The 17384-nt window shown below is 36.6% G+C and carries 22 protein-coding genes and 1 pseudogene; 11 read left to right on the top strand and 12 right to left on the bottom strand.

The features are described from left to right. The first annotated feature begins 288 nt into the window (after positions 1 to 288). From HS5_RS03000 to HS5_RS02970, 7 genes are all read left to right on the top strand, one after another. Positions 289 to 873 (top strand): IS607 family transposase, encoded by a 585-nt coding sequence (locus tag HS5_RS03000; RefSeq protein WP_236752619.1) that lies wholly within the window; start codon positions 289 to 291, stop codon positions 871 to 873. Further along, positions 851 to 2146 (top strand): transposase, encoded by a 1296-nt coding sequence (locus HS5_RS02995; protein ID WP_236752618.1) that lies wholly within the window; start codon positions 851 to 853, stop codon positions 2144 to 2146. Before HS5_RS03000 ends, HS5_RS02995 begins: the two co-directional genes overlap by 23 nt. 319 nt (positions 2147 to 2465) lie before the next feature. After that, positions 2466 to 2714, top strand: coding sequence for a VapB-type antitoxin (locus HS5_RS02990; protein ID WP_346729556.1), 249 nt, complete (start codon positions 2466 to 2468; stop codon positions 2712 to 2714). Beyond that, positions 2707 to 3117, top strand: coding sequence for a PIN domain-containing protein (locus HS5_RS02985; protein ID WP_236752616.1), 411 nt, complete (start codon positions 2707 to 2709; stop codon positions 3115 to 3117). The genes HS5_RS02990 and HS5_RS02985 overlap by 8 nt, the downstream gene beginning before the upstream one ends. Positions 3118 to 3420: 303 nt before the next feature. Continuing rightward, the gene (gene sfsA, locus HS5_RS02980; protein WP_236752615.1) at positions 3421 to 4062 is read left to right on the top strand and encodes a DNA/RNA nuclease SfsA; all 642 of its coding nucleotides are present in this window, start codon (positions 3421 to 3423) and stop codon (positions 4060 to 4062) included. A gap of 25 nt (positions 4063 to 4087) precedes the next feature. Beyond that, the gene (locus HS5_RS02975) at positions 4088 to 4798 is read left to right on the top strand and encodes a DUF72 domain-containing protein (RefSeq protein ID WP_236752614.1); all 711 of its coding nucleotides are present in this window, start codon (positions 4088 to 4090) and stop codon (positions 4796 to 4798) included. Between the two features lie 34 nt (positions 4799 to 4832). Further along, positions 4833 to 6014 (top strand): ATP-binding protein, encoded by a 1182-nt coding sequence (locus HS5_RS02970; protein ID WP_236752613.1) that lies wholly within the window; start codon positions 4833 to 4835, stop codon positions 6012 to 6014. 45 nt (positions 6015 to 6059) lie between these two features. On the opposite strand, the gene HS5_RS02965 is transcribed toward HS5_RS02970, so the two are convergent. Further along, positions 6060 to 6425, bottom strand: coding sequence for a hypothetical protein (locus tag HS5_RS02965; protein WP_236752612.1), 366 nt, complete (start codon positions 6423 to 6425; stop codon positions 6060 to 6062). A gap of 170 nt (positions 6426 to 6595) precedes the next feature. After that, complete coding sequence (locus HS5_RS02960; RefSeq protein ID WP_236752611.1) at positions 6596 to 6823, bottom strand: hypothetical protein; 228 nt, start codon at positions 6821 to 6823, stop codon at positions 6596 to 6598. Between the two features lie 20 nt (positions 6824 to 6843). Here HS5_RS02960 and HS5_RS02955 point away from each other — a divergent pair, with 20 nt between their 5' ends. Next, on the top strand, positions 6844 to 7641 hold the full coding sequence (locus tag HS5_RS02955) for an undecaprenyl-diphosphate phosphatase (protein ID WP_236752609.1): 798 nt from the start codon (positions 6844 to 6846) through the stop codon (positions 7639 to 7641). A gap of 165 nt (positions 7642 to 7806) precedes the next feature. Here the strand turns inward: HS5_RS02955 and HS5_RS02950 are convergent, their stop codons facing one another. From HS5_RS02950 to HS5_RS02940, 3 genes and pseudogenes are all read right to left on the bottom strand, one after another. Then, positions 7807 to 8157 carry a hypothetical protein gene (locus HS5_RS02950; RefSeq protein ID WP_236752608.1) on the bottom strand — a complete coding sequence of 117 codons (351 nt, stop codon included), beginning with the start codon at positions 8155 to 8157 and terminating at the stop codon, positions 7807 to 7809. A gap of 345 nt (positions 8158 to 8502) precedes the next feature. Then, entirely contained in the window at positions 8503 to 9498 is a 996-nt protein-coding gene (locus tag HS5_RS02945; protein WP_236752606.1) for a hypothetical protein, read from the bottom strand. 99 nt (positions 9499 to 9597) lie between these two features. Then, a pseudogene (locus HS5_RS02940) lies at positions 9598 to 9928 on the bottom strand (PaREP1 family protein). Between the two features lie 196 nt (positions 9929 to 10124). Between HS5_RS02940 and HS5_RS02935 the strand changes: the two are divergent. After that, positions 10125 to 10544, top strand: coding sequence for a hypothetical protein (locus HS5_RS02935; protein WP_236752605.1), 420 nt, complete (start codon positions 10125 to 10127; stop codon positions 10542 to 10544). Between the two features lies 1 nt (position 10545). Here the strand turns inward: HS5_RS02935 and HS5_RS02930 are convergent, their stop codons facing one another. From HS5_RS02930 to HS5_RS02920, 4 genes are all read right to left on the bottom strand, one after another. Beyond that, the gene (locus HS5_RS02930) at positions 10546 to 11589 is read right to left on the bottom strand and encodes an AsnC family protein (protein ID WP_236752604.1); all 1044 of its coding nucleotides are present in this window, start codon (positions 11587 to 11589) and stop codon (positions 10546 to 10548) included. A 54-nt stretch (positions 11590 to 11643) separates the two neighbouring features. After that, positions 11644 to 11772 (bottom strand): hypothetical protein, encoded by a 129-nt coding sequence (locus HS5_RS14465; RefSeq protein ID WP_256445562.1) that lies wholly within the window; start codon positions 11770 to 11772, stop codon positions 11644 to 11646. A gap of 572 nt (positions 11773 to 12344) precedes the next feature. Then, positions 12345 to 12521, bottom strand: a complete 177-nt coding sequence (locus HS5_RS02925) for a hypothetical protein (protein ID WP_236752603.1) — start codon at positions 12519 to 12521, stop codon at positions 12345 to 12347. Between the two features lie 319 nt (positions 12522 to 12840). Next, complete coding sequence (locus HS5_RS02920) at positions 12841 to 13122, bottom strand: hypothetical protein (RefSeq protein ID WP_236752602.1); 282 nt, start codon at positions 13120 to 13122, stop codon at positions 12841 to 12843. A 139-nt stretch (positions 13123 to 13261) separates the two neighbouring features. Between HS5_RS02920 and HS5_RS02915 the strand changes: the two genes are divergently transcribed. Beyond that, the gene (locus tag HS5_RS02915) at positions 13262 to 14818 is read left to right on the top strand and encodes a thiamine pyrophosphate-requiring protein (protein ID WP_236752601.1); all 1557 of its coding nucleotides are present in this window, start codon (positions 13262 to 13264) and stop codon (positions 14816 to 14818) included. Between the two features lie 366 nt (positions 14819 to 15184). Here the strand turns inward: HS5_RS02915 and HS5_RS02910 are convergent, their stop codons facing one another. Continuing rightward, positions 15185 to 15802: a 7-carboxy-7-deazaguanine synthase QueE gene (locus HS5_RS02910; RefSeq protein ID WP_236752599.1), complete on the bottom strand. Its 618-nt coding sequence runs from the start codon at positions 15800 to 15802 to the stop codon at positions 15185 to 15187. A 301-nt stretch (positions 15803 to 16103) separates the two neighbouring features. Between HS5_RS02910 and HS5_RS02905 the strand changes: the two genes are divergently transcribed. Continuing rightward, a complete protein-coding gene (locus HS5_RS02905; RefSeq protein WP_236752598.1) occupies positions 16104 to 16436 on the top strand; it encodes a hypothetical protein in 333 nt (110 codons plus the stop codon). Positions 16437 to 16582: 146 nt separating this feature from the next. On the opposite strand, the gene HS5_RS02900 is transcribed toward HS5_RS02905, so the two are convergent. Next, the gene (locus HS5_RS02900; RefSeq protein WP_236752596.1) at positions 16583 to 16756 is read right to left on the bottom strand and encodes a hypothetical protein; all 174 of its coding nucleotides are present in this window, start codon (positions 16754 to 16756) and stop codon (positions 16583 to 16585) included. 82 nt (positions 16757 to 16838) lie between these two features. Further along, the gene (gene tsaA / locus HS5_RS02895; protein ID WP_236752594.1) at positions 16839 to 17255 is read right to left on the bottom strand and encodes a tRNA (N6-threonylcarbamoyladenosine(37)-N6)-methyltransferase TrmO; all 417 of its coding nucleotides are present in this window, start codon (positions 17253 to 17255) and stop codon (positions 16839 to 16841) included. Positions 17256 to 17384 lie beyond the last annotated feature (129 nt).

Below are 17384 nucleotides of genomic sequence, written 5' to 3'. Positions count from 1 at the left end.
TGGTTGGTGACAAAATTAAAAGTTACAGAGGTAAACGAGGAAATTGCAATAGAGGCTGGAGAAATTAAAGGAAAGTACTAGCTTTGCGAGACTGCCATGTTATTGCACATCGTCTAGGCGTTAAAGCCTTATTCAAGAAAGAAAAGGAACTGCTTAACGTAATAGATAAAGAAGAGTTTAGCAATGTGGTATTTATTGAGGACTTAACGGTTTAAGGCAAAAAAGCCGTTGTCAACAGTTTCTGATATACCATAAAATTTATATTATTTCATCACAAACTCTTATACAATGCTAAGACCCAAAGAAGTCTGCCAACGTCTAGGGATATCCTATGCAACTCTTAGAGAATACGTTAAGAAGGGTTATATTAAGCCAGTAATACTACAGAGCGGAAAATGGAGGTTCAGAGAAGAAGATGTAGAGAAATTAATGGGGATTGTTAAAAAGAGGAAAGTGATCCTTTATGCTAGAGTATCATCAAACACACAAAGAGACGACTTAATAAACCAAGTAAAATACCTAGAGGAGAACGTTAAGGACTACGACCAGGTAATAACGGACATAGAATCTGGACTAAATATGAAGAGGAAGGGATTCCTCAAGTTATTGAGGATGGTACTGAACAATGAAGTGGCAAAGGTAGTCATTGCATACCCAGACAGACTAGTTAGGTTCGGTTTTGAAATCCTTGAAGAAGTGTGCGATGCACATAACTGCGAAATAGTAGTGTTAAACAATGAGGACAAAACACCAGAACAAGAGTTGATAGAGGACCTGGTCTCAATCCTAGTCTCCTTTAGCGGGAAGTTGTACGGTACGAGGAGCCATAAGTATGAAAAGGTGAAGAAGTGTGTCGAGGAACTTAAGGCTTAAATCATTCCAACCAGAAGAGGAGTATATTTACCTAACGTACTCCATAAAGAACGATAAGAAGGAGGAGAGCAGGACATTATTAGAGAACTACAAAGTCCTACTACAAAAGATATTAGACTGGTTGTGGGAGAGGACTAAGGTAGAGAGGAAGGAAGTTAAGAAGGGTAAGAAAGTACTTACAAAGGTGAAAATAACCTTACCTAAGAAGAAGGAGGTATACAAGGGGTTAAGGGATGAACTAGAGAGGATTAACGTCCTAGCTTCGCATTACGTTGATAAGGCAATAAACGATGCTTACTCAATCCTGAAGAGTTGGGAGAGGAGGGCTGAGAAGGGGCAAGCATCACTTAGGAAACCCACGTTAAAGAAGGTTTATGTTAGGGTAAAATCGACGCTGAGAAAGGTGGAGGGCGAGTCAGTTAGGGTAACTGTTAAACCTTACGAGTACATTACATTTTCATGGTCACACGCATGGTTCTCTAAAAGAGTTAAGAGACTCGAACTCGGTGAGCCTATAATTAAGGAGGACAGAGTTTACCTACCGTTCCGTTATAAATTACCTTGGAGTACTCCGCTCAACTTCCTAGCAATTGATAGCAACCTTTACACATTAGACACTTATGATAAAGAGAAGTTCATAACATTCTCTATAAAGGAGTTGTATAGTATAAAGTATGGAATGGAGTTGAAGAGGGCAAAAGTTCAGTCTTTTGCTTCAAAACATGGCAGAAAAGGTAAGGAGTTGCTGAAGAAGTACTCTCACCGTGAAAGGAACAGAGTTCTAGACTACGCCAACAAGTTCGTAAACAAACTCTTGGAAATGTATCCTCTGACTCTTTTCGCTATAGAGAAGTTAAATAAACAATCAATGTTTGAGGATGCTACTGACTCCCTCTCAAAGAAGATATCGAGGACTGTGTGGAGGACTTTACACAATGTGCTTAAATACAAGGCTCCTTTTTACGGTTCATTTGTTAAAGAAGTGAACCCATACCTCACATCTAAGTCCTGTCCCAGATGTGGATGGGTTTCCCGAAAGGTCGGCAGGACTTTTAGGTGTGAAAGGTGTGGGTTCACGCTAGATAGACAGTTGAATGCGTCCCTGAACATCTACCTCAAGATGTGCGGGTTCCCCCACATCCGTGATATTCCGCAGGTGTGGGTTGGGGTTATCCCGCTAAAGGGGCGGAGAGGAGTGAAGGGGGCAATGCCCCGTGACTTTGGTGAAGCCCAAGGGCTGAGGATTGATATGAAATATTATGAAATCCTATGAAGTCCAAACCCCAATCTATCAGTCCCTACACCGCTCCTCACAGTTCAGACGATAGCTTCTCATCACATGTTAAGATATGAATTAACACTTTAAGAGAGAATATTTAAGTGAAAACTTAAATATTACATATGGAGATACTTAACGTAAAGGAGAATGATGTATTAATAGCCTATGTAAAGGACAATGAACTGATTTTGCACCGTTAAAAATCGTTAGAGTTAATCCGAAATTGGTGAATGAAATACTAAGAGGAACATAATTAAGCAGTTGAGATATAAGAGGCGGTAAAAGAGTTATTATATGGATATACCTATATATTATTATGGTAACTATTACAATTAAGCTGAACGAGGAGATAGCCAGGCTAATAGACAAGATGATAGAGTTAGGCATTGCTAGATCTAAAAATGAAGCTGTTAATATGTTGATAGAATATGGTAAAGCTGTAGTGGAGAAAAGGGTAAAAGAGCAAGAGGAAGTTTTAATGCTGGTAAATAAATGGCTTAAGGAGGGGTTCCCGTATAAGGGACTTGATACTTCAGACCTAAGGGAAGAAAGGTATGGCTGAATATATAGACACTAACGTCATACTTTCACTGGTAGAGCAAGACGCTAACTACGTAAGGGCTATAAAGATCAAAGGAGTTGAAGGCTTGGTCACGGGTGAAATAACTGTTGTAGAGCTCAACTCCTTTTACTCTAGGAAGCTTAAGGACGAGGTCAAGGCAAAGGCCTCTACCCTTTACTCTCTAAAGTTCTCTAACGTAGAGGTAGTGGAGGTGGATTGGAATAAGTTGTTTAGGAAGAGTGAATATCTATCTCCGGAGTTACAGTTAAAGACACTCGACGTGTTACAAATAGCTTCGGCAGTGTTGATAGGTGTATCAAAGTTCTTGACTTTCGACAAGGATATATTAGGGAAGAGAGAGCTGATCAAAAAGTATACTGGGATCGAGGTAAGTGAACCGTGAAAAATTTGTGTAACCGATTCTATGCCCAACATTATGAAGGATCTAGAGCGTTAGGGATAGTTACTCAAGCTCCTTGAGTTAGCCCACATCCACCTGTTATGCGGGAATTTAGGCAAAGATATAATTTGCATAGGTTTATTTCCATATATAATCTTCCTGCCATAAGGGCAAGGCTTTCCTTTATGAACTTCTCGGAAATCCATGAAGGAATAGACAAGGTAAGAATTCAGATGTTAAGATACTCAGTGAAGAAGTTATGAAGGTATAAAAGTATTTTTATTTTCATACTCTCCTCAACTCCTTATGCTAGTTTACGAATTCAAGGAAAAACTTCACGAGGACTTCGTAGAGGAAAGACTAAACAGGTTTATAGTAAAAACCAAGAGCGGGAGAATTTGCCACTTACACGACCCGGGCAGGCTGAAGGAATTAATTTACCCCGGGAATAAAATACTAATAAGGGAAAAGGAAGGTAGGAAAACTAATTGCCAAGTAACTGCAGCATGGGACGGGAGGTGGGTCATAACTGACTCGAGCATACACAACGCAATTGCAAAAGTTTTCCTCCCTGGAGCGAAACCTGAGGTAAAATTGGGGAACAGCAGGATAGATTTCCTCTTGTGTGACACTTACGTTGAGGTTAAAGGTTGCACACTGGTAAAGAATGGAGTTGCCCTCTTTCCCGACGCACCGACTGAGAGGGGTAGGAGGCACCTCGAAGAGTTAATGAAAGTGGTCGAGAAAGGGATGAAGGCTAAGCTCTTAGTCTTGGTAATGAGGGACGACGCAATATGTTTTTCTCCAAATGAAGAAACTGACAATAGGTTCGCCGAAACTTTTTACGTATCACTTAACAAGGGACTGGAAGTTGAGGTAAAGGAATTCCGCCTTGAAGGTAATAAAGTATATTACGTTAAGGACATCCCCCTTTGCGGGAAGCGTTAAAAATTTTCTTTCTAAGCAAAATCTTATGATAAAAGTAGGAACTTGCGGTTTTACTTCGAAGTATTTTAAGTATTTCGACGTCCTCGAAGTACAGCAGACGTTTTATGACGTAGTAAGTGAGACTTCTTTAAACAATTGGAGGGAGTTAGCAGAGGAGAATAAGGTGGAGTTGACGTTAAAGGCTTTGCAAGTAATAACACACGAGTATAACGCCTCAACTTATAAGAGGATGAAGAAATTCCAAGGGGAAAGGGACAACTTCGGTTCATTTAAAGACACTAAGGTAGTTGAGGAGGCTACCGAAATAACCCTTGAGGAGGCAAGGAAATTGGACGCTAGTATAGTAGTTTTCCAGTCCCCTGCTTCGTTTAAACCTTCCAAGGATAACGCTGAAAGGGTAATAAACTATTTTTCTACCCTAGATAAAGGTTTCATTTACGCTTGGGAACCCAGGGGTTCTTGGTATGATAATTTAAACCTGCTGAGAGAAGTAATAGATAAAGCAAAAGTAATTCATGTAGTAGACCCTTTTAGGCATGACTCACTTACTCCAACAAAGTATTATAGGCTCCACGGGATAGGGAGAGGGGAAGTAAATTATTCTTATAAATACAGTGATGAAGACTTGCGTAAACTAAAGGACGTCGTAATTCGTGATATAACAGTTTACGTCCTATTTAATAACGTATACTCCTTTGACGACGCACAGAGGTTTAAGAAAATGTTAGTGCCTTGAAAAATTTAAAAATTCCGGCTCCGGAATTATTCCGGTGGCGGAAATTCTCTTTGATACTAGACCTAAATCTAGGAGGGAAGACTTCTTTGATAGGAATAAAGAAATTGAAGAACTCAAAGACGTCATTCTACACAAGGATTTTGCTGCTGTGTTAGGGATAAGAAGGATTGGCAAAACAAGCCTCGTTAAGGTTACCCTTAACGAACTTCCTGATCACATTTCCTTACCAATTAACTTAGGAAAAATAGGGAACAAAAAGTCATATCCTATGGACGTTTTTTCAAGGATTTTCATTGAAGGAGCTGTTGAAACTATTAAAAAGTACACCTTTGCAGGGAAGGTATCAAAAATCATAGCAAATAGGTTAGGGATAGACCCTAGCGATATCTTAGAATTAAACTGGGTAAAAATTGGAATAAAATTGAGGGAATTTAACACTCAGGACGTAAACGAAGTTATTAGGGCTTTAGACTCAGTTTCAAAAGATAATAAGAAGTACTTGGTAGTTTTCATTGATGAAGTGCAGAATATCAAAAAGGTAAAGGACTTTGATTTGGGTTCCTTCCTGCACGATATTTATGAATGGTGTGAAAACACTGTAGTAGTAGTTTCCGGGAGTTTCGTAGGCGTTGCAGAGGAGATCTTAAACCAGGTTGAGGAGGAAAAGCCGTTTTTCGGCAGGAAATTCTTTAGAATAAAGTTAGAGAGGTTTAACGAGGAAACTTCAAAGGAGTTTTTATCCGAAGGATTTAAAGAGGAAGGTATTAAAGTTGATGATAAGGTTATAGAAGATGCCGTAAAACATTTTGATGGGATACCCGGATGGCTTGCTTTATTCGGAAGGAGTTATTCTTACGCAGTTAAGCACTCTCATCCAGTTGATATAAAGGTTATATTAAAAGAGGCCGCAAAGGAAGTATCAAAGGATTTCACCACTTTCCTGAAGACTTCAAACTCACCTACAAGGTACGCTGAGATAATTTTAGCTTTGTCCAGACTAGGAAATAAAGGAAATTTAAGCGAGATAAGGGACGTAGTTAACTCGCTATTCAAGGAAAACGTGGAAAGTTCTAGGCTTAATGAATTATTAAGCACACTAGTTAAGTACGGATTTGTAATAAAAGTGGGTAGAGGTAAATATGCTTTACCTACAGACTTGCCTACTAAAATAGGTTTAAGGCATTCAGCAAAAATATGGATAAAGAAGATGAGTTAGAAACTGAGTAAATTGCGAAATCATAATCTTATTAATACAAAGAAATTATTCAACTACAGATGTATTATATGTAACTTCTTCTCCATTGCTAAAGAATATTTTCACTGTAACCTTAGATTGAGGTAACTCCTCTCCAGTATTAATATAATATGTATTAGTCCCGGGATTGACTGCAAGCTGGGAGTGGAATACCTCACCGTTAATTTTAACGCAATTAATCTGTAACCTCTGCGGGGAAAATAAGTATACTTTTACAGTACCGTTTTCAAATACGCATAAACTATAAACTTTAACGTAAGATTGTTGAGTTAAAAAGTTGGATACGAGAGTGTAAGCTATGTAAACTACTGCAAGAGTTGAAACAACCACGCCTATTAGGATTATAAGCGCCGTTAAAGCTGGTGAATGCACAAGGTATTCTTCTCCTTTTGTCTATTTATGCTTTTTCGCCATAAGCATTCTATAGATTATTTCAGATATTGGTGAATTCTCAAATAAAAACAAAGATTTGTACAGCCAAGATTAAATCTATATTTTATATATCCAATAATTGAATATATAGACTATATAGGTTATTTTTATTATTTAGGAAGAAAGCCTATGAATATGAATTCCTTCATAATTTCAACACTCCTAAGCCTCTTTGCGTTAAGCATTATTAAAAAAGAAGAATTTTTATCACCTCTTTTATTAGCACTTCTCCTCCTCTTGCTGTTAGGAAAAAGGCTCCCAAAGTATTTCGCGATTTCGCCACTCTTTTCCCTCTTCTTCCACAATGAATTAATAACTGCGCTTGGTCTTGAAGTCATTTTATTCATAAGGTGGTAAAATGAACATTCTTGCGTCAATACTTATAGGCATAGTTCAAGGAATTGCTGAATGGCTACCTATAAGCAGTAAAACTCAAGTACTGCTTGCATCCCATTACTTACTTAACTTAGACGTAAGTATTGCATACACTTTCGGCCTATTCATGGAGATGGGTTCTATAGGCTCGGCATTAATCTATTTCAGACAAGATGTTAAGAGGGTATTTCACGATAGGTTCCTACTAAAGTTCCTCGTGATAGTAACTGTCATAACTGGGATTGTAGGAGTTCCGCTCTACGTAATTTCTGACAAATTGCTACAAAATGCGTACAATCCTTCAATACCTATGATATTCCTCGGGCTGGCTTTAATAGCAGACGGAATTTACATTAGGTATTCTAGAATAAAGACGAGAGAGTTCAGAAACCTATCCATGAAAGAAATGATTTTAATAGGCATAGCCCAAGGAATTGCCGCCTTACCCGGCGTAAGTAGGTCAGGGATGACGGTGTCAACAATGTTAGTCCTAGGAATAAATCCTGAAGATACATTCCATTATTCCTATTTAGCTTACATACCTGCAGCAATTGGAGCTGTAGGAACTACTTTATTGTTTACCAGGCACCACGTTAGTTATGCAGTATCGTTAATTGGGATCGGAGGGCTTGCAATTGCGGTAATTACTGCACTACTTACTGGACTAGTAGTAATAGGTTTCCTGCTAAAGATTGCTAAAACTAAGAGAGTTTACTTAATAGACTTCATGCTCGGAGGGATAGCAATAGCTATTAGTGCGTTGGGATTAATAATAGGCTGATTGCTTTGTTGATTCTTTCAATTCCTTCAGTTTTTCCTAAATAAAAGAAATTATGTGTAATTTTTAATAAAAATCTAACTAATTTGTATAAATTTGTATTTCTTAAAAAGTACTGAACACTAATGCATGTTCTGACGATTTATATTATCAATAATAGAAGATCCATTAGCTATTATTATTTTTAATCATTTTTATTTCCATTTTTCTTGTTTGTTGTTCTATGGCATTCTTGTGTTTGGAAGTAAATCTGCCCCTTCCGTATTTCTTTGCAATATCTTTTGAATATCTATTAGCTTTTAGTAATGTGTGACAATTTTCACAAATTACACCATAAAAATCTGGTAAATAACGTCTTATAGTTACAAATATAAGGGGAATAGGCATCTTTTCTTTTCTATAGACATATGCTAATATCTGTGAAGTTTGCCTACCACAAATCGGACAATATCCTTGAAACCTATCCAAAACTTGGATTTTTCTAGTCATTGAAACGACTTTAATATTATTGGAACTCATAATCAAATACCTTAATTAATTTGGGAAATAATCTATAAAAATTTTACTGGCATGTTCTGTGTTCTAGGAATACTGATGATAATATTAATGGGTTAAAGCACTCTCAAGTTTTTTACACGAGCAGATTTCCTTTGAGAATTCTACTTTACTATATTCGTCAAATATGCTTAGTCAGTGGGATAATTCATGAACAAAATTGCAATGTAGACCTGAATCGTTCTTTTACACATGTTAGAAAATCTCTGAAAATATTTTTGTATATTTATTATATCAGACAATCTAGCTTTCTTCATTGTTCTGTAGGTTGGGTGCTCATCATTCGACTACTCCTTTAAGTTAAAGGTTTTAAGATTTTCTAGAAATGCAAGTTATCCTCTCGAGCTCAGCCTTCATCCTAACTTTAATATCAATTTCAGAAGGTAATTGGATAGTATTTATCATTGTCCTAAACTGGGAAGATATCCAGTTAAGGTAAAGGAGGGAATAAAATATCTTAGACTTCTCCTCATCCTCTATAATTTCCCTTATCCTAGCTAGAAGAGGTTTATATTCCTCACAACCTAGCTCCAGGTTATATTTCCTACAGAAATCCTTTGGGTTTTCAACCATTTCCTTCAAAGGATTAATTTTCCCTTCAATTACATCCTTTGCCGGAAATACGTCCTTACATGTCTTGTTACCACATTTTCCGTCAATTATGAAGGAAAATTTATCAATTACGTCAAAGAGGTCTTCAACGGCTAAGTTTATAACCTCCTTTTGCAATTCAGTTTCCCTTATCAAATTGCCTTTAATATCATTTATTAAAGGAACGTCAGTCAACTTTATAGTTTCACTGTACTCTTCCCTCATCTTTTCAATTTCATCTATAAGTTCGCATTCAGAGGAGGAATTACAGATTGAAGTATAAACATCCTCTAGGAATGATTCATAGCTCTTAAACCTCTCGTCGTCAACCCTAAGACTGTTAAGGTCTCTTAAAAGCCTCGAAATCTTTTCCTTAATTTCCCCTATGCCTTCTGGTTGAGAAAAGAGGTTATGAATAAACGAAATGCAGGAAACTGAAGGAGAAGAACATACCTTGTTCAACTCTTCCCTAAAGTTTTCAATTTCCTCTATTTCATCAACCATTAAAGGTGAAAGGACTTCGTGAAGCCTTATTGTTGAGTCCCTAAGCTGTAGGCACTCCTGCACTGAGGATTCTTTTTTCATTTCGTCAATTTGGGTCTTCAGCAGTTCCGTCTGTTTCCTGTAATAATAGATGGTCCAGATAAGTGCAACTGTGGAAACTACCGAGCTTAAGCCTGATGCAGTGCTTATAATCTGGTCTAGAATTGTCATGAGTCAAAAATTGTTGGCATGGAGAATAAAGTTAATGAGTGAAGGAGTTATGGTAGTCTCCCTAAATACATTAAAGCAGTTTGTAAGAAAAACGTGTGGTTATAAAATAGCAATTAATTTTTCTACATTACTTCTTAGTTTAATTACATCCTTCTTAGCTAATCTACATTCATGAAATCCCTCTACGTATAGTGTCCATTCAGATATCCATAAAATACTTATGTTAGGATATATCTTTTCTAACTCATCTACTGCTTTGACTCAGAACTCCATGACCATTTTGTGTTACTTTTATTGAACTCTTAAAAGAGAGTACTTTTATTGCCTCTTCAGCTGCTTTATAATACTTCTCACTAGCCTCTTCGACTTCACCCCTATTTAGTAATTCATCCGCCTCTTCAAGATATGCGTCGGCAAGCGTTTTCTTCATAAATTATATAGGACATGAATAATAAACAATGTGGAAATGACAGCACTAGAGTTAGTCAGACCCTGAAAGCCAATGGCAAACTAGAGTGTAATGTGCCTAACTTTGTGGATAGGAATCGCATACAGTATTGTTACATGTACTGCGTTACTGAACCTTTAAGGTATAAGTATAAAAACCCTAAAGAAAAGAGAAAATTATGGAGAAGTTAAAGGAATATTTACAGAGCGATAATAAGGATATGAAGCACGAAGCTTGGAACTACGTTGAAAGTCATTATAAGGAGTTAGGGAAGGATTTTATCATAGAAATGTTAAAATTTCAGGACACTGGAACTAGGTACAGAGCTTGGAACTTTGTGAAAAAGCTTGTAGACGAAAATTTCCTGACAGTAAAGGAGTGCAGAGATCTTTCACCTTATTTTTTAGAAATGCTAGAGGACAAGAACTTGACAGTAAGAGCATTAAGCTGGTATGTTACTCTAATGCCTTTGATAGAATTAGGAATAATTGATAAGGGAGAAGTAGTTAAAAATTACTCGAAGTATCTATGTGAAATTTATGAGCAATACAAGGACGTGTTAGAGGAAGTAAAAGAGGAACTTAAAATAGAATGCTAGATTAATCGTGGTTATCATTTTCTTCCAACTTTTTTGCAAATTTTTCCGCTCTTAGCATCATGACTTGATTATTAAAGTCCCACCTCTCGTTCTGGAAGTGTTCATAAGGAATTGAGGCAATCAACATGAATTTATCATTGACAGGATGAATATACGCTTCTATCGTGTCCCTGCTCTTTAGCGTAGAGATAAAATCCAGATAGTCCAATAGCTTAGATGAGTTATCCACAATGTGGACATAATAAGTCCCATCATCTAGCTTATAACTAAGGTGCATGCTTGGTATCCTACTCAGTTCTTCCAAAGTATCTTTCTCACCAAAGCTTACTTCAAGCCTAAAATCTGGTTTGAATAAACGTGCTGCATATCCTACTATTAGACCTTTGCTTATCACATGAGCTTGAGTATGGTAAAGAACGTCTTTAAATGAAAGTCCTAACATCGTGGACACTTCTTTTAGTGAAGAATATGCAATCTCTTGTTTTTTACCAATAATCTTAACGTCAACATCATCTGGTGTAAATCCTTCAGTTAGGTCTGGTAATTCAAATGGTTCCCTAGGTGAAGATAGTATCCCAGTAAATTCCCTCTTCTCGAAATCAAAGTTTGAATAATCAATTGGGTAGAACTTCTCCTCCTTGACCTCGTGAATATCGTAATGGTAGATTATTCCCTCACCTTGTAAATAATCTAGGACTTCATCAAACTTTGATGAATTATAATACAAGGAAAGATTAATTACAAGAGGATTAAGAACATCCCTAAGAATGAAGGTTGGAGTACCATCAAAGAGATCATAGAAGTCGTCTAAGGAAATATTGGAATAATTAGAATAAATAGTGACATAATACTTCTTTAAACCTAAAGCCTGCCATCTAGAAAAAGGATACAAGTTGTATTGGAAGTTTTGTCTTAACCATTGGATAAATTTATCAGCGTCTTTTATCCTTGATATTGCACCAATAATCCTAGGATTTAAATCTCCAAACCTCTGTAAGTAATATAAGACCTCTGAGAGAATTAACTTCTCTTTCTCAACTAACACGAGAAAAAGTCGAATATTAACTTAAAAAGATATCCCTTATAATATTAAAAAACTTTAACCACCATCTGGCGATGTGCTTTTTCCTGCAAAGAATATGTGTGCCATTCCCATTGCTGCTAATGCTAAACCAAGTAAGGCTATTGCTAACCTTATTCCAAGGTTTAATTTATATATGTCCATCATTTTTTCTCGCCTATCTTTTAATTTACTAGAGGTTAAGCATGAGAAATTACTAAAAATATAGTAAGCTTTTTAAACTCCTTTCCACGAAGGACGTAATAAAAACTATTTATAGAAAATGTGAACTCTTTACGATAACTTTTTATTGAGAACTCCCTTTTTCTCTTACTGTATTATGAAATAGAAAAACTATATGTCTTCACATCTCAATCCCGCTAACCTACATCACTTATCAGTTAGGAGAGCCAAGGACATATTTTCTCAAGAATTAAAAAATTTTATCATTAATCGGTTAGGAGTTCTAATTTCATGATCATTATAAAATCATATTTTATTACAGCGAAAGAATTTATCTTTACAGATCGTCAATACATATCTTCTTTCCTTTAGATTTTTAACGTCTCCCTGCCTAATAATGTCATTTCTCTACCTAAAATGGGACTCTCTGTTAGTCCGTTTAGTACAATATTTCCTACTCTTATCTTAACTTCAGCAACCCTTGTTTAGTGTTGAATAGAATCAAAAGAATTGAATGCTACCTTATTCAAGAGACCTACAGAAACGCTAATTCCACATTAGAATTTCTTATTCATGTTCCATACTTTCCTAATTATTGAACTGAAGATTTTTGTGATCTTTTCAATTCTATGAGTATAAATGCCAGCAATGCTAAAGATGAGCATTATTATTGAGGAATTCAGCGTTACTATTTCTGCAACGTTAGGTATTATGAAACCTGCGTCTAAATTCATGCTGGGACCTATTTCCCTAAGTTTTATTATCCTAGATAATATTTTGGTAAAAGAGAATTCATCCCAAGACCGAAAGTAGAAAAAATGATTAATAAAGGAATATTTAACATCATAAAGCTTAGAAATCCTATTATTACAACTATTACTCCTGAAATTATGAGAGACCTTCTAGGCTTTCCGGTTATTGGAATTAATATATATCCTATTAAAGCTATTTTAATAAAATCTAGGAGTAAGCATTCTTCCTATGAAGGGAACTCCTATCAATATAGTATCAATAAATATTGGAAAATTCAAGCATTCGTATTCTTCATTTATTTTATCTAAAATTGCAAGAGCTTCCTTCAGTTAATATGAAAGATTTAGTACCGTAAGCAAAAGGAGAATCGTAAATAGAAATCGCTATATTAATTTCATTTAATGCCTCATCGTACTTCATAAGGTTTAAGAGTATCATAGACTTCAACATATGCAAATCGTAATCTTCGCCGTTAATTTCCAATGCTTTATCAACTTCCTTCAATGCCTGCTCATACTTATGAGAATTGAACGACTCTACAGCTCTTGTAATATGCGCATGAATGGCAGATTTCTTGAGCATAATAAGATATAATATTTCCCATTATTAAAAGCTTGAATTAATAAGCTTAAAATAGTAGATAAGGAGATATAAATTCAATAAATTTCAATTCAGACTCAAGGATAGGCTAATTTATTTAAATGAAATGATAAATGAGCTTATGGATACAGCAGAACTCATACTTAAGGTGATCTCGAAGTACACTGACAAGGTTTTCATAGTTTCCGGAACAGATTACTCCGCATTCATAAGGGCTGCATCCAAACTAAGAACCCCTGAACTCGTAGTAGTCCCCCATGAGATAACTGCAGCGAGTGCGGCAGTAGGTTATTCATTATCAGGAAAGCTAGGAGTCTTAATGGTCCATACAGTACCTGGGACATTAAACTCTCTAGGGATTATCGCTGATGCATTCTCCTCTAGGATACCGCTCTTAGTAATTGCGGGAAAAAGTCCTTATACAGACAAGGGAAGCCCTGCAAGCAGGACTTTAAGGATTCATTGGACTCAGGATGCAGACCAGGAAGAACTAGTTAAGTACGTTAAGTGGAAGTACGAAATAAGGGATCCTTCACAAGTTTACTCATCAATCTCCAGGGCAATTCAAATAGCGTTAAGTGAACCTCAAGGTCCCGTGTATTTGGCAATACCTAGGGAAGTAAGCATTGCTGAGGTAAAAGATGAAGGAAAGAAGATGGAGCCTTTTTACCCTGGCGTTCCTGACAGTTTCTTAGAAAAAGCTAAGGAAATGATAATGAAGTCATCAAACCCCGTCATCTTAACTTGGAGGGCTGGGAGGAAAGAGAGCTGGTTTAATTCCCTCAAGAGGTTTGCGGACTCTGCAGAAATCCCTGTGCTTAATTACGTTGGAGAAAGGGTGAACTATTACGGTAAGATGTCTATAGACCACTTTAACCTCAAGGATGCAGATTTAATAATTGAGGTTGAGGTAGAAGTCCCGTGGATTCCTAGATATACTGAGGTAGATGCTAAGGTTATAAAAGTTGATGTTGAGCCCTCGTACTCTTACATTCCTTATTACGAGTTCCCCTGCGACCTCTGTGTACAGTCTGCAGTTGATGAATTTTTCGAAAAGCTTAAAATAGAGAGGAAGGCTGAGAAGAACGTTTTAGATGAGATTGAAAGACAGAGAGAGGAGAAAGTGAAAAGGATAGAGAAATTGAGGGATATGAGGGAAATTCACCCTGATTATTTATCCTTTGAGGTCGGAAAATTGGGATGGACTGTATTTAATGAGTACGACTTAAATCCTAAATACGGTGAATTCAAGGAGTTCAATTCATATTTCGGAGATCCTGCATTCGGTCATTTGGGTTGGGGCTTAGGCGCCTCTTTAGGCTATAAGATGGCTACAGGAAAGAACGTTATAGCTACAGTTGGAGACGGTTCCTTCATATTCGGAGTCCCTACTGCTTTTTACTACTTAGCTAAGAAGTACCCCGCGCTAGTAGTGATTTTTGACAATAAGAGTTGGAATGCTGTAGAAAAGGCTGTTAGGGAAGTTTATCCTGACGTAAAGGATTACCCTGGTGCTGAGATTGATATAGGAGATTTGCCTAAGACTGTGGAAGTAATAGGGGGCTATTACGAATACGTTGAAAGACCGGACGAGGTTGAAGGTGCATTGAGGAGGGGTAAGGGGAAGGTTGAGTCTGGAACTCCTGCAATAATTCACGCTAAGGTAATGAAGACTTGATGAATCAGCTTCATACCGCATCCCTTTGCTATACAACGTATGAACTCATTATCGTCTAAAAGGTGTTTTCCTCTATCTTAAAATTGCACATTTCCTTTAACTCCTCACAGGAGTGAAAGTTCAACCAGTCGTCTACGAGCTCCTCACAATTGCAGATTAAATACTTAACATGAAATCTAGGAGTATTTTATGGATTCGCCATAAATAATCCGTAAGAGTAAGTACTGTATTTTCTTTAGTAGATCTTCCCACTCCCCTAGAGGACTAACGTTATAAGGTCAACGATTTGAGCTAGAGAACTTTAATAATTTTCTAACTCATTATGGGGGCTAACTAGCTTTTAACGCATAAAGCTGTATACAATACTCATTCTTTCCCTGCAAACTTGTGCAATTGTATTGATAAATTGAATCCCTCTTTTACCGTTACGTCCCACCAATAGCTTATCCTTTCGTTATTTATTGGCTGTAACCAAACTTTCTTCTTTTCCACGTTTAGGTAATCTACAAATTTCTTTACTTCCTCTACATCGTCGTTCCACATTACCGGGAACTTTAAGTAATATAATTTTCTCTTCTCCTTCAGTTTATCAACGTTTCTTTTCACTACTTCCTGCCTATACTTAACTCCCGCGTTTAACAACTTAGGAGAAATGCTGAAATAATCAACCTTTTCCACGAAGTGGTCTTTTAAAGGAACAGTGCCGTTAGTCTCTACAAGGATTTCGCTACCTTTCTCCTTTGCCTTTGTTAGGAAATTCGTCAGTATATCTTGATAAAGAGTAGGTTCTCCTCCCGTTAGGATTATGAAATCGTCCATAACATCAAGGCTGTCAACTAGCTTAGGTTTACCGTAATAGGAGTACTTAGTATCGCACCATGAACACCTTAGATTACAGCCGAAGAACCTAATGAAGACAGCCCTCTTACCTGAGAAAGGCCCCTCTCCTTGTAAGCTTACGAAAATTTCGCTTATAGGTAACATGGTTTAAGGGAATGCATTAGCGTTAAAAAGTTACTGCTTTATGAGCACGGATAATATCCCAATACAAGTTTATATTATGCAATGCTGTTCATTAGGATGACTATGAACATGGAGTAATTAACTTCGTATAATACTGACTAAGTGTAACATAATGCTGATAAAAACAATGATTAAATCCTTTTTTCTATTTCTAATCTGAATGCGTCTGATGTCATTTTTATTTACTTTCGTTTACAAGATTGAACTAAAAGATTTAACGTACTCCATAAGGTTATTAAACATTTTTAACTAGTTTAACTCAATGAAAGTGACTATAAAAGGCGTGGATGAAAGGCTTTACAAAATGTTAAAGGCTAAGGCGTCAATTGAAGGTATCTCGGTTAGTGAAGCAATAAACAAGGCTATAAAACTTTGGTTAGTTAATAAAGATCTGGATAGGCTCATGGTAATAAAGAGTAAGGAGTTTTGGGACGCGGTAAATGATGGAAAGTATGCCTTATTTTGCGACGGTAATTTCATAGGCGGTTTTGACAGTGAGGAAGGTATGATTAAGGAGGCTAGGAAATATAAGAAGTGCTATGCATTAAGCAAAAAGTGGCTAATAGAAGAAGGTGAAGTTACTGGAGTACTATAAATGGTGACTAAAGCAAATTCTGCTGACGGAGATTCCAGTTTTTTACTCTACATAGTAGCAGTTGTTTTTAAATGTATTTAGTTTACTTTAAGTTAAAGATTAGTAATTCCCGCTGGATGTTACGTCTAGATTTTTCAGATGTATAATCACGAGCTAGTAGATCTCTTTCCAGCATTTTGTCTCCTCATGTACCTTTCTAATGCATCCTTTTCAGCTTCTTTTTCAGCTAATTCCTTTAGTTCCTTTACACTTAAGTTAGTTTTTATGATTCCTGATGTAAAGGCTAATGGATCTTTAATAAACGGTTTCTCGTTTGACAACTTACTTCACTACCAATATGCAATTATTGTTTTCTTCCTAGAAAGCTTTTCCTATTTTCGTGAATCTTGGTATGATAGATCACTAAATCGTTTCGTTCAGTTTATGCCATTCTGGTACTTTAGGATTAGGAACTGAGTCCCACTCGTCATAAGGCTTTATATCAAGTATTGGAGTACCGTCAAATGCATTTATACCCTTAACGTATAAGACGTTCCCTTCCCTTTTTATTAGCTCAACTACGGAAATCCCTATTGAGTTAGGCCTATGCTGAGACCTTGTTGCGAAAACTCCTACCTCAACTCCTCCTCTAATTCTCTTTAAATCCTTGTTAGGGTCAGCTAAGTGGAGGTGATAAATAATTATTAAGTGTGAGAATTCTTCTATGTCTTTTAAACCTTCGGCGTAAGTCTCTTTAATTTCAATCTTAACTATTGATTTCCTCGATGTAGAGTTGTCGTCTCTCCTCACAAAACCTATGTAGTTAAAACAGCAATCCATAATAGAGAGTTAAATTTGGAGAATAAAACCTTCTAGTTTTAAAGCCAGAGTGAGGAGAATACAGAAGCTAGTAGTTTATTGCTCTAACATGTATTAACCCATCATTTAAAATCCTTACGTCGTATCTAT

Origin of the sequence: Acidianus sp. HS-5, assembly GCF_021655615.1 — an archaeon.
Lineage (GTDB): Archaea > Thermoproteota > Thermoprotei_A > Sulfolobales > Sulfolobaceae > Acidianus.
This window is presented reverse-complemented; position numbering and strand designations above follow the sequence as displayed.